The following is a 24,316-nucleotide window of genomic DNA, read 5'->3' on the forward strand; positions in this document are numbered from 1 at the left end:
CCTGTGGTTTTTTACTTATAGTTGGCGTGCAGATCGTGTAAAGATCTTGCTCCCCCCGCGCCGGAGAATGTAGGCATATCTGCAAGCGTGCGAAGCCGGGTTCAACATCGCAATCCCCCTTATTCAGGGGGATTTTTTGTACAACAAAATACCCTTACGTTTAGTATCGATTTGGTGCAGCAATTGTTCTTTGTTATCTGCACACTTAGATAACTGGAATATTATCGAGCTATACCACGTGCTTTTTTGCCTAGTAGCCACCGCCTCCTAATTCAGCCAGATTTTGTCAGGGTTGCTAAACACTTCTAGCAGCAGCGGCAGATGCAGCCTTATCGACTTTTAGATAAGACTTTTTTTCGTGGATAAATAGATATCACTGGTTCGTAAAAATGCTTTCAACTTCTGCTTCGAGGATGTCCTCAATTTATTAAACTTGGCGATGATAAGGTCGATTTATAAGTTAATGGGTGGTTCTTAGCCATACTTGATTTCCTGTATTTTCTTACCAAAATCAACCTGAAGGCAGTTGTTGTGGGAAGTTCTCTCCCGGGTCAGAGGCTTGAATGGCACAGCCTGCCGCGTGCGAAGCCAAGTTCTAGATCGCAGCCCCTGATTATTCAGGGGCTTTTTTATACCACAAAATACCCTTGCAGCATTTGTTCAGATCGCGCAATAGACCTTCTCTATCCATTTGTTACTATAACCATCACACAAGCAGCTTAACTTGCGCCATTCATTGAATGGAATATTCTGGTGTTTATCTGTTATAGGTAAAAATTGCTAGGTCATCGCTTGGATGATTGAATAATGGTCTTCAAAGCATTGGCTACGTTTGAGTTCAGCTAGCGGTATCCAGCGCGCTTCTGCAGCATCGTCAGCGGCTTGAACTTCTGGGCATACATCATCGTCTAATGAATAGCTATGAACATGAGTGATGGTGCGTCCACGTGCGCTGCGATCCGGTCGATCGAATACGCTTACTGCTAGTGCATCTTGCTCAAGGGCGAGGCCGGTTTCTTCATAGAGTTCGCGGCGTGCGCCATCAGCTAGCGTTTCTTCCTTTTCGACAAATCCACCGGGTAGCGCCCAGAGCCCCGCACCAAGTGGGCCTTTGCGTTGCACCATCAATACGCATTGCTGACAGAGCACCAACGCATCAACGGTGACGAAAATTGGTGGGAATGGCGCGTTAGTCCACGCTTCTTTATGCGCTTGTAAGTGAGCATATTCAGCTTGTAAGCGCGAAAAATCCTCACTGTGGCGAAATGCCTCGAGCGTTTGATTAATTGCCGGATGTAAATCCGGGTGATGGAAGGTTTGTGAGTCAGGTAAAGAAAAGAGCTGTTTGCGCAAATCAGTGGCGTTAATTTGATCAATATTATCCACGGATACCATCGCCCAATCGGGAAAAAGCCCAAGATAATACGATGAGCTGTCTTTCATGTGTCCAATCAAACCAATGGCACGATCAGGTCCGCTAATCTCATTGACTGTACGCACAACATTGCGTTGCCAAGCGACATCATCGTGTGGATGGTCAACGATACCACGTATAAAAATACGTTGATTATCCTCTTCGCTGTATGTACTACGAATCATAGCTTCACGTTCAGCAACCGTCCAAGGATTGCTCACCGTGCGCGGACTATCGGCCGAACCAAGCAGCAAAATCACGTTGTCCGCTAAGGCTAATGCTTGAGCAATAACGCCTTGGTGGGCGCGATGAAACGGTTGAAAGCGCCCGATAAATACTAAATAATCGTAGGCTTTACTCATCAGCAAGTTATTCGCTTTGGTAACGCTGGCGTGCGTTAAAGGCAAGCGATAGTGTGCCGCGATCGATATACGATAGCTCGCCACCCATTGGTACACCACTCGCTAACCGCGTGGCTTCTACACCATGTTTTGCCGCAAGCTCGCCAAGAAAGTATGCGGTGGTTTCTCCTTCCATCGTACTGTTGGTCGCAAGCACCAATTCGTTTACACCACCTTCTGCGAGGCGTTTATCGAGTGTGTCTAGGCCGAGCGCTTCCGGTCCGATTCCATCGAGTGGCGAGATATGGCCCATCAGCACAAAATACTGCCCACGATAATCAGTTGATTGTTCGATCGCGAGCACATCGTCAGGCGCTTCGACCACGCACAGTGTGCCAGTATCACGCTGCTCGTTCGCGCAAATCAAACACACCTCTTCATCGCTTAAGTTGCGACACACCCGACAACGCGTGGCGGTGTGTAAGGCTTGTTCGATCGCTTGCGCGAGCTGATGCGCTTTGTCTTGCTTGTGTAGCAATAATTGTAGCGCCATACGTTGCGCGGATTTAGCGCCCACACCAGGTAAACAGGTGAGCGCAGAAACCAAGTGGTCAAAGGAAGGAGAAAAGGACATTAGAACGGCATCTTAAAGCCGGGTGGTAAATTCATACCGCCAGTAATCGCGGCCATTTCTTTCTGACTCATCGCTTGCGCTTTTTTCGCTGCATCGCTAACTGCTGCGGCGATCAACGCTTCGATCATCTCTTTATCTTCGCTGAGTAGCTCGTCGCTAAAAATCACGCGTTCACAGCCAAAGTGACCATTCATCACCACTTCAACCGCGCCAGCGCCGGCTTGTCCTGTGACGGTCTTATTGCCCAATTCTTCTTGGATGCGTTGCATATTTTCCTGCATTTCCTGGGCTTTTTTCATCATACTGCCCAATCCGCCTTTTAACATCGTTACTCCTGATTTTTGTTCAATGAAGAAATACTGCCCGGGGTGACGACCGCATCTAGCTCATTGTGTAAGCGGTGCACCACTGGATGATCATGAAACGCTTGCTCAGCGCGCGCCTGTTCATTTTTCGCATCGGCTTCACGACGTCGCGCCGGTGTGTCTTGTTCTTGCCTACATTCATGCACCGCTATCTGGCAAGGCGCTTGAGTGGACACCGCAAACTGTTCGCCCATCTGCGCCAGTGATTCATCGCTGATCATAAACCACGCACCACTATCAACAGACAGCGTTAATTCTGGCGGTTGCCATTGTGCCACAGTGCTATGATCAGCAATCACGCGCAGTTCATCAGCAAGCTGGCATTCGCGCAAAAAGGCGCCCCATTGCCGAACATTGCCAACACAATCGTGTAAATCGATCGACGCTTTGACTGGTGGCGTGGGTTGGGCAACATCAGCAGTTGGTGCTTGCGCAGATTGCTCATTGGCATCAACTTGCTTTGCTGGTTGTGCAGGTGTTTGCGCATCAATAGCTGCTGCCTGTGGGTAATATTCGTTGCCAGCAGGCGCTGCTTCTTCCCATGGTGGCGATAGTGTGTGATCCGCAACGGGCGACTGTTCAACCTCAGCAGCTTGCTCGACCGCTACAGGTTCTTCCTGAGCAGCAGGCTGTTCTACAACTGTTTCCACGGGCACTTGATCCTGTGGCGGGTGTTCTGCATCTGACGCCACTGGTTGTGCTGGTTCTACGCTCGATGCTTCAGGCGCTTGTGCACTATGATCAGGTTCTGTTGACTGCTGAGAATCCGCTGATTGCTCAGCCTGCATTTTCTCGATAATCTCGGTCGTTTCGTCTTTTTGTGGCGCTGAAGGTTCGCTGATTGGCTTAATCTTACCCACATCCATAGTCGGCAAAATAGGACGCAGAGCAATCATGCGTAATAAAATCATCTCAATCGCTGAGCGGCTATCGGGCTGATACGGCAGGCTTTGCCAGCCATCGGTAGCGATTTGATACCAAAGTTGTACCAACTCAACCGGTAAACGCTCAGCAATCCCGATCATTTCTCGATCCACTTCGCCTGCATAGCGCTGTGCATGGAGTTGCGCGATGGTGATGTTTTGCAGCTCCAGCAATAAACGGCGCAATAGTTCGTGATAATCAGGGGCGAATTCATCTAACTCAGACAAAATACGCCGCACCGCTGGCGCATCACCATCACATAATCCGTGAATGATCGCACGCAATTGCGTTTGCGGAATTGCGCCAAGCAGTTGCGCAACTTCTGCACTACGCACCGCGCCCTGCCCATAAGCAATCGCTTGATCAAGCAAGCTCAGGCTATCGCGCATACTCCCTGAGCCCGCTTCGGCCAGCATAGCCAACGCATCTTCGTCATAAACGACTTGGTCTTGTTTGAGGATCGCGCGCAGATGTCCGCTGATCTGGGTTTGGGTCATATTTTTTAGATGGAACTGCAAACAGCGCGATAATACTGTTGCCGGCATTTTTTGCGGATCAGTGGTTGCGAGAATAAACTTCACATGCGCCGGGGGTTCTTCTAAGGTTTTTAGCAGTGCGTTGAAGCTGCTCTTAGAAAACATATGCACTTCGTCAATCAGATAAACCTTAAACCGCCCTTTAACTGGCGCATACGGCACATTATCAAGCAGCTCACGCGTATCATCGACCCCAGTACGCGACGCCGCATCGACTTCAATCAAATCAGGAAAACGTCCACCATCGATTTCTCGACAATGCGTACATTCGCCGCAAGGCTCTGCGCTGACGCCGTTAGTTAGGCAATTTAAGGATTTGGCAAAAATACGCGCAATCGTCGTTTTGCCGACGCCGCGTGTGCCGGTAAAGAGATAGGCATGGTGAATACGATCATGATCTAGCGCATAAGTGAGCGCTTGCGTAACATGTTGTTGACCGACCAGCTCATGAAAATTTTTAGGTCGCCATTTGCGTGCTAATACTTGATACATCGCGCTTTGCTCTAAAAAGGAAGGCCTGCACCAGCATTCTCCGGCGCCCAGTTTAGCCGCGACCGTTGCTTCCTTCCGGACCTGGCGGGGTTAACGGCGCACCGTCGCGAAGCGCCAATGCAGACCAGAGGCGAATTATAAAATAACTGTGTCAGAAGTCAATCTATGCCACACTAACACACTCTTTTCACACCCCTTATTATTGTGCGTATAGCTCAAGGTAGCGCTGCGCGGCATTTGCCCAAGCGAAATCCTCTGCCATCGCTTGGCGCTGTGCATATTGCCAGCTACGTGGTTTGTCCCAACGTGTACGTACGCGTTGATACGCTTCAAATAAATCCTCAGCGTTCGCTTGATGAAACACAAACCCAGTTTGTCCATCACGCACACTATCGCCTAAGCCACCCACATGACGTACCAATGGCAGTGTGCCATAGGCCATACCGTATAGTTGGGTCAGTCCACAAGGCTCAAAACGACTCGGCACGACAATCACATCCCCGCCAGCAATGAGTTGATGTGCCAGCGCTTCATCATAACCAATATGCACACCGACTTGCTGGGGATAATCTGCTGCCAAGCGCGCAAATGCTTCGCTTAAAGAAGGCTCTCCGCTACCAAGCAACACAAACTGAACGTCTTGATCGGACAAAATTCTCGGTAGCGCTTCGAGCAAAATATCAGCACCTTTTTGCTCGGTTAGACGGCTGACCATCACCAAAAGTAGTTTATTCGCGTCTTCACTAAGCCCGAATCGTTGCTGTAAGGCGTATTTACTCTCTGTTTTATGCTTGAGCGTTTTTACCCGCGAATAATTCTGAGCGATATAAGGGTCCGTTTCCGGCGCCCAAATCTTTGGGTCAATGCCGTTTAAGATGCCGTGCAAACGCCCTTGTGCCGCACGGTGTTGAAGCAATCCATGGAGCCCGTAACCATACATCTTATCGGTGATTTCCTGAGCATACGACTGACTAACTGTGGTAATTTCATCAGCGTAATACAACCCGGCTTTGAGCATTGATAGCTGACCGTGAAACTCTAAGCCTTCGATCGCAAACATCGAGCTGGGTAAATCCAACTCGGTCAAATGCCAAGCAGCAAAAAGCCCTTGGTAGGCGAGGTTATGTACGGTGAATACCGTTTTTAATCGCACGCGCCAATGGCTGATATACGCACAAGCCAGCCCTGCCTGCCAATCGTGGGCATGCAACACATCGGCGCGCCCCCAACGCTGATCAAGCCCGGCAGCTAATGACGCGCCCACCCAAGCGAGCGCTGCAAAGCGGTACACATTATCAGGATAATCTTGATAATCGGCATTGTGATAGGGGTTACCATGGCGCGCAAATAAATGCGCCGCGTCGAGTAAATAAAGACTCAGCCCTTGATAGCTGGCTTCGCGCAGAATGATCGTTCCGGCAAAGGTGTGTAATTCATCAATCGGTTGAGCTTTGGGCAGAAGCTCGGCCACTGCCGGATAATACGGCAACACGACGCGCACATCCGCGCCACTTTGCGCCTGCGCCCAAGGTAGCGCACCGAGCACATCGGCCAGCCCACCAGTTTTAATCAGCGGATAACATTCTGAGGCAATATGAAGTACCTTCATCGCGTTAACTGAGCTTACGTAGCATCGGTTCGGTCACAAGGACGATTTTCCCGGTACTACTCACTCGAAAACGGGCACGATCGGTTTCGATATCGACACCAATTTCCATCCCGTCAGGAATCACACAATCGCGGTCGATAATGCAGCGTTTCAACACACAATTTTTGCCAATACGAATATTCGGCAAAATCACGCTTTCTTCAATATAGCTGTGTTCGCCAACTGTGATGTCGTTAAATAACACCGAATGAAAAATGGTTGCATCGTGGATGATATTGCCGCCAGCAATCATTGAACTATTGATTTTCGCGTTACTTTTTTCGTTAAAAAAATAGCGTGTTGGGGTGTTTTGCGAGAGAATCGAGCGAATCGGCCACTGCGTATCAAACAAATCCAGCTGTGGCTCTTCGTGAATCAAATCCATATTGGCCTGCCAGTAGCTATCAAGCGTCCCGACATCGCGCCAATAAATAGGCTCATCGGATTCGTGCACACACGAGCGCGTAAATGGATGCGCAAACAAGCCTCCTGCGGCCAGTGCCTGCGGGATAATGTCTTTACCAAAATCGTGCTGTGTGCTGCCGTCTTTAAGGTTATCACGCAGCAGGTTGTTCAAGTGATCCGCGTCAAACACATAAATCCCCATTGAAGCAAGCGACACATCATCTCTACCCGGCATCGCCGGTGGATCTTCGGGTTTTTCGAGGAAATCGGTTATCCGGTAGTTCTCATCAACCGCCATCACGCCTAATTGATGCGCCTCATCGCGCGGCACTTCAATACACGCCACCGTGCAGCGCGCATCATTATCGATATGATCAAGCAGCATCTGCATATAATTCATTTTATAAATATGATCCCCGGCTAGTATCACCACATACTTCGAACGGTAGTGATCCTGCATCACTGAAGCATTTTGATACACCGCATCGGCTGTACCGCGATACCATGTTTGATCATCAAGTTGCTGGCGCGCGGGCAACATATCGATAAACTGATTGCGCTCATACGGCAAAAAAGACCAGCCGCGCTGCAAATGACGCAGTAAAGAATGCGCAGCATATTGCGTAATCACGCCAATTTTGAGTAAATTAGAATTAATACAATTAGATAAAGGGAAATCAATAATCCGCCAACTGCCGCCAAAATAGACGGCGGGCTTAGCGCGTTTATCGGTAAATTCATGTAACCGTGAACCGCGCCCGCCCGCCAAAATCAAAACCAACGTATCCTCTGAGATTTGCTGCATTTGTTGGGCTGAACGCATCATGATCTTCTCCTTAAATTCACCAGCATCCTTTTTCTTCTATATTAACGCATTTAGCGTTTTAAATAAGTAAATTATGGCGAAAAACGCTAATCCCCGAGCCATAACACAGCGCTCTACGATCATCCTCAAGCGTACAGCGCTGACCATACACTGCTTGCCAATCACCTTCAGGCAAATTCAGGCTTTGCTCATTCGATACGCGATGAATCACCACCAACCAGCGATTTTTGAGCACAAGCTGCAACACACCATCGTGGCTGCGCCAATCTTCTTCAACCATCGCCGCACCCACACCGTTAAACCATTGCGCGTCCTCATCCCACCACGAACCCAGCACACCATCAGCCACTAGTTTTTTGCGTAGAGCAAGCAGCGCTTGTACTTTCTCATGCAGTAATTCATCGGCCTCTAACCAAGCCAGCCACGTCAACGCATTATCCTGACAGTACGCGTTATTATTGCCCTGCTGCGAATGCCCTATGTCATCACCGGCAAGCAGCATCGGTGTACCATTAGCAAGCAGTAGCGTGGCAAGCAGCGCTTCTGCGCTTTGCGCACGTGCTTCAAGTACTTGCAGATTATCGCTGGGGCCTTCTACACCATGGTTGTTGCTGAAGTTCTCATCATGCCCATCGTGGTTATCCTCACCATTGGCCTCATTATGCTTGTGTTGATAGCTAAGCAAATCAGCTAAGGTAAACCCATCATGCGCGGTGATAAAGTTAACGCTACGCCATACCGACTGGTGCTGGTGACGAAACACATCCGCAGAGCCAGCAAAACGCATAGCAAAATCGCCTAAAGACAGGTCCCCTCGCAACCAAAAACGTCGCATATCATCACGAAAACGATCATTCCACTGCGCAAAAGGTGGTGGAAAGGCGCCAAGTTGGTAGGTATCTAAATCCCACGGCTCAACAATCATTTTACGTGTGGCGAGCAGTGGATCTTGCGCCATCGCTTGCAGTAATGCAGCCCGGTTATCAAAGTGCGGCGTGCGCGCCAACACAGTGCCTAAATCAAAACGAAAGCCATCGACATGACACGCTTCTGCCCAATAGCGCAGGCTGTCTAACACCCAACGCATCACCATCGGCTCATCGAGCTTGAGTGTATTGCCACAGCCGCTCCAGTTTGCGTAGTTTCCTTGACCGTCGTTCCAATAGTAGCTGGCGTTATCTATCCCTCGTGCGCCGAGCATCGGTCCGTCTAGTTCACCTTCCGCGCTGTGGTTGAACACCACATCGAGAATCACTTCAATCCCTGTCTGATGCAGCGCTTTAACCAGGGTTTTAAATTCAAGCAAAGGATCGTTTACCGCAAAGCGCGGATCAAGCGCAAACGCGCCAAGCACGTTATACCCCCAATAGTTGCTTAAGCCCAAACGCTGCAAATGCGGTTCATCAAGACCAAAGGTGACAGGTTGTAACTCAACAGCGGTTATCCCTAATGCTTTGAGATGCGCCAGCGAAGCTGGATGCGCCAAGCCTAAAAAGGTGCCACGTTGCTCGTGCGGTACTTCAGGTCGCTCAGCACTAAAGCCTTTAACATTCACTTCATAAAGTACCGTTTGTGCCCAAGGTGTTTGTAGTAATACATCGTCATCCCAAGCAAAGCGCTCATCAATAACTATTGACTGTACTGCTCGCTCAGCGTTATCACGTGGATCTTTATAGTGAAACCATGCGGCTTCTTCTGCCGACCCATAACGCGGTTTGCCACATAACGCTTTCGCATAGGGGTCTATCAGCAGCTTTTGTGGGTTAAAGCATTTCCCCTCACCAGCCACGCGAAACCCATAGCGCTGCCCCACTTTAATATCAGGTATAAAATCAAAAAAAACATCGTCTTCACGGTAAGCCAGTTCATGACGCGTTTCTTTGCCCGCATCATCAAATAAACACAGCCAGACCTGGCTGGCATTGCGACTAAACAAAGCGACATTTGCGCCACCCTCACGCAAGGTCACGCCCAGTGGATACGCTCTAGCCTTCATGATATAAAAACAGCGCGCCAAGCGGTGGTAAAGTCAGGTTAAGCGATTGCTCAGCACCATGAGCAAACAGCGCGTCCGTTGTCACCTCACCAGCGTTACCTACGCCACTGCCGCCATACTCTAAGGCATCAGAATTGAGCATCTCACGATAACGCCCCGCCGCGCCAACCCCAATACGGTAATTCTCACGCACAACTGGGGTAAAATTCACCACCACCAATACACGCTCACCAGCATGAAGGCGCTCAAAAGCAAACACCGACTGTCCGACATCATCCACCACTCGCCACGTAAACCCTTGCTCGTTATCATCGCCAGCAAAAAACGCCGAATGATGCCGATAGACATGATTTAAATCACGTACCCAGCGTTGCACCCCACGATGCCATGGGCCATTGGCTTCATCAAGCAAAAACCAATCCAAACTGTTGTCTTCTCTCCATTCACGGCCTTGGGCGAATTCCCCACCCATAAACAGCAATTTCTTCCCGGGATGCCCCCACATAAAGGCAAAATAGGCGCGCAAATTGGCAAACTGTTGCCAGCAGTCGCCGGGCATGCGTGCCAGTAACGATCCTTTACCATGGACCACCTCATCATGGGAGAGCGGCAAAACAAACGATTCGCTGTATTGGTACATCATCGCAAAGCTCATCAGCTGATGATGGTAACGACGATGTACCGGATCATGGCGCATATAACGCAAAGAGTCGTTCATCCAGCCCATATTCCATTTAAAGGTAAAACCCAGACCGCCATGCTCGACTGCTTGTGTCACCCCCGGAAATGAGGTCGATTCTTCGGCAACAATCATCGCCTGTGGACATTCACGTGCTAAAATTGCATTGCTGCGGCGCAAAAATTCGATCGCTTCGAGATTCTCAGCGCCACCGTATTGATTGGCAATCCACTGCCCCTCTTCACGGCTGTAATTACGATAAATCATTGAAGCGACCGCATCGACGCGCAAGCCGTCAAAACCATAACGCTCAATCCAGTACAAAGCATTGCCGACTAAGAAATTGCGCACCTCATGGCGGGCGAAATTGTAAATCAGCGTATTCCAGTCTTGATGATAGCCTTCTCGCGGATCGGCGTATTCATAAAGTGGCGTCCCATCAAAATGGCGCAAGCCGTGTTCATCAGTCGGGAAATGCCCAACCACCCAATCGAGCAACACACCAATACCTGCCTCATGAGCACGCGCAATCAAGCGCCGCAATCCATCCGGATCACCAAAGCGCGCGGTTGGTGCATACAAACCAGTGGCTTGATAGCCCCACGAGCCATCAAAGGGAAATTCAGCCACCGGCAGCAATTCAATATGGGTGAACCCCATCTCAACCACATAATCGATCAGCTCATCAGCAACTCTGTCGTAGTCCAGCCAATAATGGTTGTCCAAACGGCGGCGCCATGAACCTAAATGAACTTCATAAATGCTGATTGGTGCTTCTCGGGCGTTCGCTTTTTGACGCACAGTCGACACACACACCTTATCCGGTAAACCATGCACGACAGACGCATTATCTGGGCGTAGTTCTGCGGCAAAAGCATAAGGATCAGCCTTAAGGCGAACCTGATTTTCGGCGTCTAACAATTCAAATTTATATTTTGCCCCACGCGCCACACCCGGAATAAATATATCCCAGATACCACTTCCTGGATGAAAACGCATGCTGTGGAGGCGCCCGTCCCATTGATTAAAATCGCCAATCACAGAGATCCGCTGCGCATTGGGCGCCCATAGCGCAAACCGCACCCCTGCAGTGCCCTGATGATTCATCGGATGCGCGCCGAGCTGCTCGTAAGGACGCAGGTGTTCCCCTTCTGCAAGCAACCATAAATCATAATTGCTTAAAGCACTGGTATAGCGATACGCATCATCCACGCGTTGTTCTTGTCCATCACGCAACACCCGCAAAGTATACTCATCGCTCCAATACGGCAGCTCGCCGACAAACAAACCTCGGTCATCGACCAATTCAAGGGCGTAAGCTTTACCATCAGCAAGGACCGCTTGAACCGCCTGTGCATCAGGTTGTACGACGCGCAGCAACGTTCGACCGTCACACTCGTGCACCCCGAGCCAAGCAAAAGGATTGTGCAAACGTGCAACGAAGACATCATCGATATTCTGGCGATCCTCTTCACTTACTAACGCTGTCATGGTTTTCTCCTGTCGCGCTTTGGTCACAGTGTGCCACAAATCGGCATCATTCAAGCTGCTAATTGCTGCCGGCATTTTCAGCCGCCAATTAGGATAAGCTTCCGCCACACCAGGGATATTGCACGGCATTGCTAACTGAAAGAGATTCTCCAGCTGTAAGGCGAGTAACTGACCGGGGGAGCGTGCCAAATCTTGGAGTAACGCATCATGTAAAGTTTCTGCACCAGCGTTTGTCACATAACCCGATAAGGAAAAACGCATCATTTTAAGTACTTGCGCTCGCTGCGCATGTAACGCTTGTTTGTCTGTCGCATCAATAACGTCCAGATCGTGCAATAGATCAATATCTTTACCTTGAGTATAACCAACAAACGGCGCGGCATCATGCGTACCTAAAGTGGTGAGAGCACGTGCTGGGAACTGTTGAGTATCTTCAGAAAAATAGCGCACACGATACGTATAAACACCATATTGAGCCAGCAAGCTGCGCAGTTCATCAGGCACAACGCCCAGATCCTCACCGATAACCAAACAACGCTGCCGCGTACTTTCCAAAGCTAAAATCGCCAACAGTACCTCAAGCGGATAACGCACGTACGCACCATGTTGTGCACCTTCCCCAAATGCGACCCACCATAGGCGCATCAGCGCCATCACATGATCAATCCGCAGTACACCATAATGGCGCATATTCGCACGCAACAGCGCTATCCATGCTGCACAACCCTGGGTCAACAACACCTGTGGATTTAACGGCGACAACTGCCAATTTTGTCCCTGTGGATTAAAAACATCCGGCGGTGCACCGATTGACCCGTCAAGCGCATAACGTTCACGATTTACCCAAACATCCGCACTCCCACGCGCCGCACCAACCGCTAAATCACCGTATAACCCTAAGCGAAGACCGGCTTCGTGCGCGTATTCGTTCAATGAACACAACCGTTGATCCAGCCGCCATTGCAGCCAACGGTGGTAGTCTATTTCGTGTGAATGTGCCGCAGAAAACGCCTGTACCGCTTCACTATTTACCATGTGATATTCTGGCGCCCAGCCTAGCCAGCCTTGCGTTGAGGCAAAATGCTCATCAAGCACTTGAAAACAGGCAAACTGGGTGAGTGATGCACCGTGTTGGTCACAAAAAGCTCTAAATGCCTCACGCTCAGCAGTAAAAGCAGTATCTTCATAAAAATGGGCAAACGCAAAGTGCAATGCCTGATCTTTCAGCTGCCACACCGACTGATAATCCACCCACTCACTGGCGCGCACTGCAGCAAGTTGCGTTTGCGTTTGCTCGCTGTGCCACCAGTCTTGCGCCTCGCTGCTCGCTAAAAACGCCGGTTCATGATCGACATCAAGATAAATCGGGTTCAACCAATAGCGCGATGATGGACTATAAGGGCTGGCCGCTTTAGGGTTAGCAGCGAATAAGGCATGCAAAGGATTGATACCAATAAAATCCGCACCGCGCGCCGCAAAATGATCAATCGCTTCGCCTAAATCCGCACAATCGCCAATCCCCCAATTATGCGCACTGCGCAAACTGTAAAGCTGCAAGGTGATTCCGCTCAATTTAGCGCCCTGCTCGAGCACTGGTGGCTGATAAACTTGCCGAGGAGCGACAACCAAACGTACTTGCTGCGCTTGATGATCGCGCACTGTGTAATAGCCTGCATCGAGTGCTGGCAAAGCCACTTCACCATGTACTGAACTGATCAACTCCGCACACAGCGTGTTGTATTCATCATAAAGCTCTAGAGAGGCGCCCGTGGCAAATGGCATCTCAAGCGTCTGCGCCGCATCTGCTTCAACGCACAGCGTGGTTAGAAAAGACCCTTGGTGGCTGCCCTCGAGCATAGCAGATAACGCATCGATCACCTCATCAGAGGCATTAACCAAAGTGCCATCTAAGGCGTAATACGTTCGCATGATCCACTGATCTGCTTCCATCGATCACCTGCCACTTTTGTCAGTATCTTTTATATGTCAGCGTATCACAAGCGGTCATTTAAGGTTATTTTGCTGCTGATTTATTGTGCCTCATCAAAGCTCACCGCGACCAAGCGCGATATACCGGGTTCGCTCATCGTTACCCCGATCAAATGGTCACACGCTTGCATGGTGGTTTTGTGGTGGGTGATCACCACAAACTGGGTGTGCTGCGCCATATCACGCAACAGCGCGGTCAATCGCCCGACGTTGCCATCATCGAGCGGTGCATCGACTTCATCAAGCAAACAAAATGGCGCCGGATTTAGGCGGAATAAGGCAAACACTAAAGCGATCGCCGTGAGCGCTTTTTCACCACCGGATAACGCGCTTAAGTTTTTAATCGTTTTCCCTGGTGGGCGCACGCGGATATTTACGCCCGCGCTTAACACATCGTCTTCTGACCATTCGAGCGCCGCCTCACCGCCGCGAAACAGGCGTGGGAACAGCGCCGCAAAATGGTGGTTAATCACCCCCATCGTTTCGTGTAAACGTTGTCGGGTTTCTTCATCGAGCTCACGAATCGCCTCATTAAGCTGATCCAAGCTTTGGCGCAGGTCTTCACACTGCTGATTAAGCGTTTGGTATTCTTCATCGACGCTGCGAAACGTTTCTATCGCACTGAGATTCACCGCACCAAGCTCTGTCAACGCTCGTTGTGAGGATTTCAAGCTACGCTGAAGTGAGCGTTCATCAAGCGTCATATCCTCTGGAAAGATAATCGCTTTGCGGTCGCTATCGAGAAAATGGGCTTGCAATTGTGCGATTGATTCGTCAATCGTTGCACTGCGGTCTTGGTACTGCGCCATCTGATGCTGCGCTAAATCTATCTCATGCTGTCGGCGATCGAGTGTACGTTCTAACCGTTGCACGTTTTGGGTGGCTTCATGCTCACGCACTTCTGCATCTTGCATCCCCGTTTCGGCTTCAAGCAGTGATTCATTAGCTGCTATCAGCTCCTCTTCTAAGGTTTCTAACGCTAAACTGAGCGTTTCTTGCTCGCTGGTTAAGTACTGCTGTTGTACCTTAATCTCGTCTTGCTCGGCCTCATTACGTGCCTCGCGCTCGATATACGCCTGAATATGCGCACGCAGTGTGGTTAGGCGTGTTTCGTTAGTCTGCTTTTCCTGACTAAGCTGGTTCAGCGCTTGACGAGCGCTGTGCCACTCATCTCGCACACGCGTTAATGCTTGCTCATCCACCGCGCTATCATCCGCGTCATCAGGTAGCGTATTGAGTTGTGCCTGCGCCTGATTGAGCGCTTGCTGCGTACTCTCGCGCTCTTGTTGCCAGCTATGCAATACGGCACGTTGCTCAGCCGCCAAACGCTCAGCATACTGCTGGGCGTTGCGCTTTATAATCAGTGTATTAGCGCTTTGTTGATGCGCCTCACGCTGGCTCGCCAAGGCTTGTTGCGCTTGAGTGATCTCTATTTTCAAGCGTTGATGGTTGATTTTTGCTTGCTCGTGAGCGCGGATTTTATCTTGCCAAGCGGCTTCGAGCGCTGGTAGCTCTTCAGCCAGCGTTCGTCGCTGTGCACTACGCGCTAATGCGCCTGATTGATCCCCATCACGCAGCGGTACAATGCTATGCGCAGTAATCAATGTCCCATCCAGCGTGAGATAATGTTTGTTTTTATCAAGCAATTTCAGATCGATATCAACATCATGCTCAGCCAACGGCCAAACATCGGCCAGCCAATCAGACAAAGCAGCCTCAGACTGCACAATCTCTTGCCAAGGCAGCGGTACATCGCCTGCGCTAACCAGCGCCTGTTGTTGTGCTAACGCGTTTTGATGATTCCCTTTTGCTTGATATACCGCCTGCAAGCGCTTACCCAAAAATCGCTCCAAAGCAGTTCGCCAGAGTGGATCAACGCGAAGCGCATCAAGCAATAATGGCGCCTCACTACTTGGTACCTCTTGCGCTTCTTCGCCCCACTGCTGCAACGTTTGGTACTGATGATTGGCGTGTTGGAACGCGTCTCTGGCAGCTTGTTCGTCTTGCTGGGCAGTATTGAGCGCCGCTTCAGTTGTTTGAAGGTTCGCTTCAATGCGCGCAAGCTCTACTTCGGCGTCTTCTACGGCGAGCGCCTGGGTTTCTTGGGCGAGTGCAGCTTCCTCAACCGCCAGCGCATGATCTTCATGTGCTTGTTGTTCTTGCGTGCGCTCAGCGATCCGTTGATCTAGCGCCTCTAAACGATTTGTGGCTTGATCAAAGGTGCTTTGTGCTTGCGCGCGTTCAGCATCGCGTTGTGCGCGTTGCTTAGTAAAAGTATCATACGCTGCCTGCTGCGCGTGGTAGGTTTGTTCTTTATTTTGATAATCGGCTTGTTGCTGGTGATAGCTGGCGTCATAGTTTTGTTGCGCGCGTTCTACCTGTTGCACTTCTTCTTGCATCGTACGCAACTGCGCACCATCGGCCGCATTTTGTTTGTCCAACCGCGCTTGTCGCTCGTTGAGTTGGTTAAGCTGAGCGGACGTATGACGCAGTGCTTGGTTTTGCGAGAGCTGCTGCTGATTAATCAGCTGTTCGTGTTGCTGCGCTTTGCGCCAGTTAGCCGCGGCTTGACGCTTGGTGTTCAGCGCGTCTTCTGCTTGTTGTACCACTTCAGGTAATTGCGTTTGTTCACGATTAAGCACCGCCATCATCTCGATCAACTGCGTTTCATACTCTGTGCTTTCTTTGTTGAGCGTTGCCTGTTGGATCTGCAGGCGGTGGTATTGCCAACTATTTAAGCGATGTTGTTGATCGCTAATCTGGCGCTGTATTTCGCGGTATTGTTGGGCGATCTCCGCCTCTTGTTCTAACCGGCTGCGCTGTCGGGTGAGATCATAAAGTCGGTCATCGTGGCGAGTAAGGTGTTCATTAACGCGCGCCATCCGTCGCTCACTTTCTTTACGACGGCTTTGATAAACCGCAATCCCCGAGGCTTCTTCGATAAAGCTGCGCAACTCTTCAGGCTTCGCCTCAATCACACGACTGATCATCCCTTGCTCGATCACCGCATAACTGCGCGCACCCACGCCACTGCCTTGCAATAAATCGATAATATCGCGACGTCGACAGCGTTTTTTATTGATCAAATAGCGCGACTGCCCTTCACTATCGATTTCACGACGAATCACCAATTCGGCAAAATCGGCAAACGCGCCGCCGGCTTGCTGATCGCTGTTATCAAAATGAAGCTCAACCGAGGCTTGACGGCTTGGCGCGCGACTTTGACAGCCAGCAAATATGACATCGCTCATCGCCTGACCGCGCAGCTGTTTGGCCGCACTTTCACCAAGCACCCAGCGCACCGCATCGATGATATTCGATTTACCACAGCCATTGGGCCCGAGGATCGCGGTTAGCGGTGCATCGACAGGAAACACCGTACGCTCGGGGAACGATTTAAAACCGTGTAAATGAATCGCGGTTAGGCGCATTCGTCGGTTAACTTCTCAACAGCAATAACAAACGTTTTAAGCCGTTTTCTAGCTCTGCCATAAACGTTTTTACCGCAGCGCCCTGCTGGCGGCGGAAAATAACCATAAAGTTCAGATGATTGCGGTTGGCAGAATAATTAACGCCTAAGCCTTCAGCATGTGTTGGCGCAAAAGCGACATTGCCGATGGTATGGTGTGGGCCGAGCGAGGAAGACGATAAGAAATCTTCACTGAGCAAACGTAAGCCCTCATCTTTAAAAAACGCCACGTCTTCATCGCCTTGTTCGGCCATGATCTGCAAGCCTAATAAATGACGGTGCACACCCTCGCCGCGTTTACACGCCTTAATCCGCGCTTTATGCTCATCATTAAACGCTTCAAGCTGGGCAAGGGTGGCTTTGCTGTTCGCCATTGCACGCACTAAGGCAAGCGACTGCTCAGATACCGGGCGTAAGCATTCGGTGCGCCCTTGAATATAATGACGCATATCAACGGCTTCATAGGTTGAGCGCACACGGTCAAAGGTGGCGTATTGCGCATATTGCAATATCAGCTGACAGATCCCATCGAGACTATAGTCTTGTAAGAGATTTTGGTCTTCTTCGTTAAGGGTTAGCTCGTTGTGCCACACACGCAAGCTTTCCGCGCGACGGCTATATTCTGCCAACGCTTCTTTGAGCAATAAACGGGTTTGTTCGTCAATCGACCACTCCAGCGATTGCATCCCGAGATGTTCACCAAGTAAATTTTTGCGCGGGCAGTCTTGGGCGTCATAGTGTGCCTGTGCACGCTTGATAATCTCTTCGAGTACTGCCGCATCGTTCCAAGTATGCTCAAAATGCACATAATAGCGATCGTCTTTCAAATAACAGCAATAATTGAGCGGTTTGTACGCCCACACATTACCACCATCGCCAAAAATTACATCAGCAATCGTACTATCGGCATCGGTAAAATGCTCATTATTCAAGCTAAGCACAAATAACGCACGCTCCACACACTGCCAGATTCGACTGTTATCGTCACGACAAATCAATTGCGCGCGAATTTCAGTGGCGGTTTCTGCTGGAAGCACTGAAGGTGCGGTAAAGGCAATTTCTGCTTGTTGATCGTGTTTTTCCAATATCTCGTGGATGACGTTATCGATTTGCGCCGGCGTTGCCACATTGCCCTGTTCATCGAGCACTTCCACCCGCCAAGCATAGCCTAAATACAAGACAACAATATGCCGTGAAGGCTCATCGCTATCGTTAAAAACGTAGCGATCAATATCTTTGCCCGGACGCCGTGAAGCGCCTTTTAAAATAGCCATCTGCGACATACACAGCTTTTCACCGCGTGGACTTTTGCTCGGCTCAATATTTTCTAATTGAAAATCCGCATGCACTTGCACCAGCGCGCTAATAAAGTGCGCTGCACGTTTGAGTCCATTTTGTGTTGCCTTCCAAGCGATTTCCATCGCGACATTGGTTGATAACGGCAAACTGTCGCGATTGCGTAAGTTATTTTCACGCCAACGCTCAATCAGCCACGAATTCGGCGCACAACCGGCAGAAAAATGCTGTAATGCTTCCTGTAGACGCGGCCCAGCATCACTTTTAAACGTTTCCACCGCAACCACTGATTGCTTATAAGTTTTCTCATCAACAAGTGGCTTTAGCCATCGGAGATACCGCTCTAACGTGTCGTTTAAAGCCGGAATCGGTAAAGGGGTCATGAATTTTGCTCCTCATCAATCGCAATAATCTGATCGATTTTGCGATAACCTTTGGGTAAGAGTTGTCCTTTATGTCCGCGCGTAGCCTGATATTGCTCATGATCACGCTGGCGAATGTACATTTTTTGTTTGCCGCTGTATAACGCGACATCTTTCCCATCTTCAATATAGTGACACGCTGCTAAACGTGTGCCATCAGCAAATGCTTTGCCGCTAATACCGATCAGCTGGTTGCCTTTACCTTTCGCCAGCTGCGGCAGCTCCGCCACATCTAACAGCACCACACGTCCTTCGTTGCTCACTAACACCAACCGGCCATTATCGCCAATCGGGCCGTACATGCCAAATGCGGTTGCGGTTTTGCCAGTATTGATTAACGCTTTACCGGTTTTGGTTTTACTGAGCAAGTCTTCGCCTGCCACAGCAAACCCATAACCATTATTGGCCACCACCACATAACGTGCTTTCGGATCAACCACCAGCGCAGCGATAATTTTTTGTTTCGCACTGATCGACAAGCTGCCTGAGAGTGGTTCACCATAGCTGCGTGCAGACGGTAAATCGTGCAAAGCGAGCGTGTAGCAACGGCCATCATCAGCAAGCAAACACGCTGGCTGGTTGCTACGGCCACTCGCCTGGGTTAAAAACCCATCGCCACTTTTATAATTCAAACTCGCACCATCGACATTATAGCCTTTAGCCGCGCGCACCCAGCCCATTTGTGAGACAACCAATGTGACCGCCTCACTCGGCATTAATTCACGTTCGTCTAACGCGCTGGCTGCTTCACGCTCAACCAACATCGTACGACGCGCATCGCCATAAGTTTCACCATCTTGACGCAGTTCTTCAGCTAAGAACAAGCGCAGGCGTTTATCGCTATCGAGTAAGGTTTCAATGCCGGCTTTTTCTTCGCTGAGCGCTGATTGCTCGTCGCGAATTTTCATCTCCTCCAAACGTGCTAAATGGCGCAGGCGGGTGTTTAAAATCGCCTCGGCCTGCACTTCGGTGAGCGCAAAAATATCAATCAAGCGTTGTTTCGGCTCATCCTCTTCACGAATAATGCGAATAACTTCATCCAAATTAAGATAAGCGAGCAGCAAGGCATCTAAAATATGCAAGCGGTCATTGACTTGCCCTAGGCGGTGTTGCAAGCGCCGACGCAGGGTTTGCTCGCGGAAGCTCAGCCATTCACTCAGCACGTCATAGAGCGATTTCACTTGTGGCCTACCGTCGAGGCCGATCATATTGAAATGTACGCGGTAATTTTTTTCCAGATCGGTGGTCGCAAATAAATGCTGCATCAAACGCTCGTTATCGACCCGATTTGACCGCGGTACTAGCACCAGACGAATCGGGTGTTCATAATCAGATTCATCGCGCAAATCATCGAGCCAATTGAGCTTTTTCGCCTGCATTTGTTTGGCGATTTGCTCTTGAATTTTACTGCCCGAGACTTGATACGGCAGTTGTTCAATCACAATATTGCCATCTTCAATGCGATATTTCGCACGCAGTTTTAATGAACCTGTGCCGCTACGATACATGGCGGCAATTTCTGAGCGCGGGGTGATGAGTTCGCCACCAGTTGGAAAATCTGGCGCAGGGATGTAGTCAAGCAGTTTTTCTTCATCTAAGCTCGGATCTTCAATCAAGGCCAGACAGGCATTAACCACTTCACGCAAATTATGCGGCGCGATATCAGTCGACATCCCGACCGCAATCCCACTGGCGCCGTTTAAGAGAATATTCGGCAGGCGCGCGGGTAATTGCGCGGGTTCACGGAGTGTGCCGTCAAAATTGGCCACCCAACTGACCGTGCCTTGATCGATCTCGCTCAACAGGCTCTTTGCATACGCGGTTAACCGTGATTCGGTATAACGCATTGCGGCGAATGATTTAGGGTCGTCAACGCTGCCCCAGTTACCTTGGCCATCAACCAACGGGTAGCGATAATTAAATTCTTGCGCCATTAGCACCATCGCCTCATAACAGGCGCTATCACCATGTGGATGGTATTTACCAAGCACATCACCAACCGTGCGCGATGATTTTTTATGTTTCGCCGCTGCAGAAAGCCCAAGCTCAGACATCGCATAAACCAAACGGCGCTGTACGGGTTTTAGCCCATCGGCAATATGCGGCAAGGCACGATCGAGAATGACGTACATCGCGTAATCAAGGTACGCTTTTTCGCTAAAGGCGCTTAATTTTTGTTGTTCTTCGCTAATCATGATTCGCTGCCCTCTTCTCGCACCACCGTCATATCATCGGCGATATCGCCTTTGCGTTCCAGCCAGTCGCGCCGGTCCGCTGAGCGTTTTTTCGCTAACAGCATATCGAGTGTTGCGTGAGTATCTTCTTCATCAAGTTGTAATTGCACCAAACGGCGCGTATCCGGATTCATCGTTGTTTCGCGCAATTGTGGTGGGTTCATTTCACCCAGCCCTTTAAAGCGCGTGACTTCAATCTTGCCACGAAAACCATCGCGACGAATTTGATTCTCCAGCGCATCGCGTTCGCTGGCATCCAGCGCATATTCCACCCGTTTACCAGCATCTAAGCGATAAAGCGGTGGCATCGCCACATAGAGATGCCCGGCTTTAACCAAGGCTGGGAAATGCTGAACCATCAGCGCACAAATCAAGGTCGCGATATGCAGCCCATCAGAGTCCGCATCGGCCAAAATACAGATTTTATGGTAGCGCAGACCGCTTAAATCCTCACTACCCGGGTCCATGCCAATCGCCACCGCAATATCATGCACTTCTTGCGAGGCCATTAATTGATCGGCTTCGACTTCCCAAGTGTTCAAAATCTTTCCACGCAGCGGCATAATCGCTTGAATATTACGATCACGCGCCTGTTTCGCCGAACCACCAGCCGAGTCCCCTTCCACCAAAAACAGCTCACCAGTCAGTGGATCCTGATTGATACAATCGGCGAGCTTGCCCGGCAACGCCGGCCCACCAGAAACGCGTTTACGTGCAACTTTTTTTGCCGCACGTTGCCGTTTTTGTGCGTGACTGATCGCGAGCTCGGCAATCGCCTCACCAATTTCACTGTGTTGGTTAAGGAATAAGGCAAATTGGTCTTTTATCAGCGCACTCACCCAGTTCGCGCATTGTCTTGAGGTCAAGCGCTCTTTGGTTTGGCTGGCAAACTGTGGTTCAGGAATTTTTACCGACAGGACATATTGGCAGCTCGCCCACACATCTTCCGGAGTGAGTTTGATTCCGCGCGGCAGTAACTGACGAAACTCACAAAATTCACGCAGTGCATCGACAAGTCCTGAGCGAAGACCATTGACATGTGTGCCGCCACCGGTAGTTGGAATCAAGTTGGCGTAACTTTCTTCGATATTGAGCTCTGCCGGCTCACTCAACCAGCAAAGCGCCACTTCAAGCGCGCCTTCATCATCGCTGTGTTGTAAACCAAACGGTAATTCTGGCAAGACTGCAGCGCCATCGAGCTCACCATTTAAGTACTCGACCAGATCGCCATTAAAGCACCAAGTATGGGTTTCTTCGTTATGCTCATTGTGCAAGGTTATGGTCAACCCACGGCAGAGTACCGCTTTGGCTTTGAGTGCGTGTACCAGCCTTGGCACAGAAAAATTGGTGCTATCAAAATAGCGTGCTTCCGGCCAAAAGCGTAAATACGTTCCGTGGCGGCGTTTGCCGATGCGCTCGATTTCCTGCAAGGGCTCTACCACATCCCCATGCTCACAGACCAAACCATAACGCGCCCCATCGCGCTCAATCTCGACTTCTAATCGATCAGATAAGGCGTTGACCACCGACACACCGACGCCGTGTAAACCACCACTAAAGGCATAATTTTTACGCGAGAATTTACCACCCGCGTGCAGGCGAGTGAGAATCAATTCCACCCCGCTAACCTGTTCCTCAGGATGAATGTCGACCGGCATACCACGCCCATCATCACGCACGCTTAATGAGTTATCACGGTGTAGGATTACCTCAATTTTTGTGGCGTGTCCGGCAAGCGCCTCATCGACGCTGTTGTCGATAACTTCAAGGGCTAAGTGGTTAGGGCGGGTTGTGTCGGTATACATACCCGGGCGCATTTTGACCGGGTCAAGACCTTTAAGCAGCGATAAATCCGCCGCGCGATACGGTTGGCTCATACAAACAAATTAAGGGTTAAAAATACGATAAACATGCCATTATAGTCAGCTATTATTTTCCTTGCGAGCGTTGACGTTCAGCAAGGCGTCTTCTAAGCATTTCGTGTTCCAGACTTTCATCACTTTGGATCTTAAATGACATTTTTGACTGCATCGCCTGTGCCATAGGTCGTTCAGATTCATTACGTACACGCACACGAAAATCATTCGGTGAATCAACAAACATTTCTGCGTCTTCAAAGCTAATTAGGTCTTTTTCGTAGAGATCAAAAATACACTGATCAAAGGTAAAAACACCATCATCGATATTCGCACGTTCCATAGCGTCATGGATTTTTTCTAATTCACCTTCATGAATCAATTTTTCAATATACGGCGTTAAACACATCATCTCCATCGCCACAATACGCCCTTCCTGATTAGACCGCGGTAACAACCGTTGCACTAAAATACATTCTAGATGTGTTGCCAATTCTTCTAACAGCATTTTACGCTGATCTCTTGGGAAAAAATTTACGATACGATCAAGGGCGTGTACAGCATTGGTTGCGTGCAAAGTCGCCAAGCAAAGATGACCTGTTTCTGCGAAATGAATCGCGTATTCCATCGTTTCTTGGTCTCGAATCTCCCCAATCAAAATCACATTCGGCGCTTGACGCAGAGAGTTTTTTAGTGCCGTACCAAACGATTCCGTATCAATACCGATCTCTCGTTGAATCACCACCGATTTTTTCGATTGATACATGAACTCAATCGGATCTTCCACGGTAATAATATGACCCCGTCTTTGTTCATTACGCCGGTCAATCATCGCCGCCAGCGTCGTCGATTTCCCGGTTCCGGTAGCACCACAGACAATCACCAACCCTCGTTTGAGCATCGCAAGGTCTTTAATTTTTTGCTCCCCCGGTAAATGTAGATCCTCAATTTTAGGAATGACTGATGGGATTAAACGCAAAACAATTCCAGGCTTACTGCGCTGCATATAGGCATTCAAACGAAATAAAGAAAGATTCGGGATATCCACCATCACATTCATTTCGTTGGTTTTTAAATATTGCTCATAAGCTTCTGGGCGAACGATAGTTTTAAGCAGATTGTAGACATCCTTGCTTTCAAACCACAGATTCTTCATATAGTGCATTAAGCCATTGATTTTAATCGCTACATGGTTTTCAGCATTAATAAAAATATCGGAGGCTTCGCGCTCTACCGCAGTCGCTGCAATTTTTTCAAAAATCGCTCTAATTTTGTCTTGCTCAATGACCATAACGTTCC

The 24,316-nt window shown here is 49.7% G+C and carries 13 protein-coding genes and 1 other RNA gene; all 14 read right to left on the reverse strand.

What is annotated here, in order from left to right:
- Nucleotides 1-780: 780 nt before the first annotated feature.
- The 14 genes from L0B52_RS02435 to L0B52_RS02500 all read right to left on the reverse strand — a co-directional run bounded on the left by L0B52_RS02435 (nt 781) and on the right by L0B52_RS02500 (nt 24,308).
- A complete protein-coding gene (locus L0B52_RS02435; RefSeq protein ID WP_235064953.1) occupies nt 781-1,776 on the reverse strand; it encodes a bifunctional nicotinamide-nucleotide adenylyltransferase/Nudix hydroxylase in 996 nt (331 codons plus the stop codon).
- Nucleotides 1,777-1,783: 7 nt separating this feature from the next.
- A complete protein-coding gene (gene recR / locus L0B52_RS02440; RefSeq protein ID WP_235064954.1) occupies nt 1,784-2,389 on the reverse strand; it encodes a recombination mediator RecR in 606 nt (201 codons plus the stop codon).
- The gene (locus tag L0B52_RS02445; RefSeq protein WP_235064955.1) at nt 2,389-2,715 is read right to left on the reverse strand and encodes a YbaB/EbfC family nucleoid-associated protein; all 327 of its coding nucleotides are present in this window, start codon (nt 2,713-2,715) and stop codon (nt 2,389-2,391) included. The genes recR and L0B52_RS02445 overlap by 1 nt, the downstream gene beginning before the upstream one ends.
- A 2-nt stretch (nt 2,716-2,717) precedes the next feature.
- The gene (gene dnaX, locus L0B52_RS02450) at nt 2,718-4,706 is read right to left on the reverse strand and encodes a DNA polymerase III subunit gamma/tau (RefSeq protein WP_235064956.1); all 1,989 of its coding nucleotides are present in this window, start codon (nt 4,704-4,706) and stop codon (nt 2,718-2,720) included.
- 24 nt (nt 4,707-4,730) lie between these two features.
- Nucleotides 4,731-4,827: signal recognition particle sRNA small type (ffs, locus tag L0B52_RS02455), an RNA gene on the reverse strand.
- 78 nt (nt 4,828-4,905) lie between these two features.
- The gene (gene glgA, locus L0B52_RS02460) at nt 4,906-6,315 is read right to left on the reverse strand and encodes a glycogen synthase GlgA (RefSeq protein WP_235064957.1); all 1,410 of its coding nucleotides are present in this window, start codon (nt 6,313-6,315) and stop codon (nt 4,906-4,908) included.
- 4 nt (nt 6,316-6,319) lie between these two features.
- The gene (gene glgC, locus L0B52_RS02465) at nt 6,320-7,585 is read right to left on the reverse strand and encodes a glucose-1-phosphate adenylyltransferase (RefSeq protein ID WP_235064958.1); all 1,266 of its coding nucleotides are present in this window, start codon (nt 7,583-7,585) and stop codon (nt 6,320-6,322) included.
- Between the two features lie 58 nt (nt 7,586-7,643).
- Complete coding sequence (gene glgX / locus L0B52_RS02470; RefSeq protein WP_235064959.1) at nt 7,644-9,581, reverse strand: glycogen debranching protein GlgX; 1,938 nt, start codon at nt 9,579-9,581, stop codon at nt 7,644-7,646.
- Complete coding sequence (gene glgB, locus L0B52_RS02475) at nt 9,571-13,701, reverse strand: 1,4-alpha-glucan branching protein GlgB (protein ID WP_235064960.1); 4,131 nt, start codon at nt 13,699-13,701, stop codon at nt 9,571-9,573. The genes glgX and glgB overlap by 11 nt, the downstream gene beginning before the upstream one ends.
- Nucleotides 13,702-13,781: 80 nt before the next feature.
- Nucleotides 13,782-17,171 (reverse strand): chromosome segregation protein SMC, encoded by a 3,390-nt coding sequence (smc, locus tag L0B52_RS02480; RefSeq protein WP_235064961.1) that lies wholly within the window; start codon nt 17,169-17,171, stop codon nt 13,782-13,784.
- 7 nt (nt 17,172-17,178) lie between these two features.
- On the reverse strand, nt 17,179-18,888 hold the full coding sequence (locus tag L0B52_RS02485; RefSeq protein ID WP_235064962.1) for a choline/carnitine O-acyltransferase: 1,710 nt from the start codon (nt 18,886-18,888) through the stop codon (nt 17,179-17,181).
- On the reverse strand, nt 18,885-21,122 hold the full coding sequence (gene parC, locus L0B52_RS02490) for a DNA topoisomerase IV subunit A (RefSeq protein ID WP_235064963.1): 2,238 nt from the start codon (nt 21,120-21,122) through the stop codon (nt 18,885-18,887). Before parC ends, L0B52_RS02485 begins: the two co-directional genes overlap by 4 nt.
- On the reverse strand, nt 21,119-23,038 hold the full coding sequence (gene parE, locus L0B52_RS02495) for a DNA topoisomerase IV subunit B (protein ID WP_235064964.1): 1,920 nt from the start codon (nt 23,036-23,038) through the stop codon (nt 21,119-21,121). The genes parC and parE overlap by 4 nt, the downstream gene beginning before the upstream one ends.
- Before the next feature lie 52 nt (nt 23,039-23,090).
- Entirely contained in the window at nt 23,091-24,308 is a 1,218-nt protein-coding gene (locus L0B52_RS02500) for a PilT/PilU family type 4a pilus ATPase (protein ID WP_235064965.1), read from the reverse strand.
- Nucleotides 24,309-24,316: the final 8 nt, after the last annotated feature.

Origin of the sequence: Suttonella sp. R2A3, from assembly GCF_021513215.1 — a bacterium.
Taxonomy (GTDB): Bacteria; Pseudomonadota; Gammaproteobacteria; order Cardiobacteriales; family Cardiobacteriaceae; genus JAHUUI01.

Coding starts and splice junctions, on each gene's coding strand:
- L0B52_RS02435 (WP_235064953.1), bottom strand. CDS start 1,776: ATGAGTAAAGCCTACGATTATTTAGTATTTATCGGGCGCTTTCAACCG.
- recR (WP_235064954.1), bottom strand. CDS start 2,389: ATGTCCTTTTCTCCTTCCTTTGACCACTTGGTTTCTGCGCTCACCTGT.
- L0B52_RS02445 (WP_235064955.1), bottom strand. CDS start 2,715: ATGTTAAAAGGCGGATTGGGCAGTATGATGAAAAAAGCCCAGGAAATG.
- dnaX (WP_235064956.1), bottom strand. CDS start 4,706: ATGTATCAAGTATTAGCACGCAAATGGCGACCTAAAAATTTTCATGAG.
- glgA (WP_235064957.1), bottom strand. CDS start 6,315: ATGAAGGTACTTCATATTGCCTCAGAATGTTATCCGCTGATTAAAACT.
- glgC (WP_235064958.1), bottom strand. CDS start 7,585: ATGATGCGTTCAGCCCAACAAATGCAGCAAATCTCAGAGGATACGTTG.
- glgX (WP_235064959.1), bottom strand. CDS start 9,581: ATGAAGGCTAGAGCGTATCCACTGGGCGTGACCTTGCGTGAGGGTGGC.
- glgB (WP_235064960.1), bottom strand. CDS start 13,701: ATGGAAGCAGATCAGTGGATCATGCGAACGTATTACGCCTTAGATGGC.
- smc (WP_235064961.1), bottom strand. CDS start 17,171: ATGCGCCTAACCGCGATTCATTTACACGGTTTTAAATCGTTCCCCGAG.
- L0B52_RS02485 (WP_235064962.1), bottom strand. CDS start 18,888: ATGACCCCTTTACCGATTCCGGCTTTAAACGACACGTTAGAGCGGTAT.
- parC (WP_235064963.1), bottom strand. CDS start 21,122: ATGATTAGCGAAGAACAACAAAAATTAAGCGCCTTTAGCGAAAAAGCG.
- parE (WP_235064964.1), bottom strand. CDS start 23,038: ATGAGCCAACCGTATCGCGCGGCGGATTTATCGCTGCTTAAAGGTCTT.
- L0B52_RS02500 (WP_235064965.1), bottom strand. CDS start 24,308: ATGGTCATTGAGCAAGACAAAATTAGAGCGATTTTTGAAAAAATTGCA.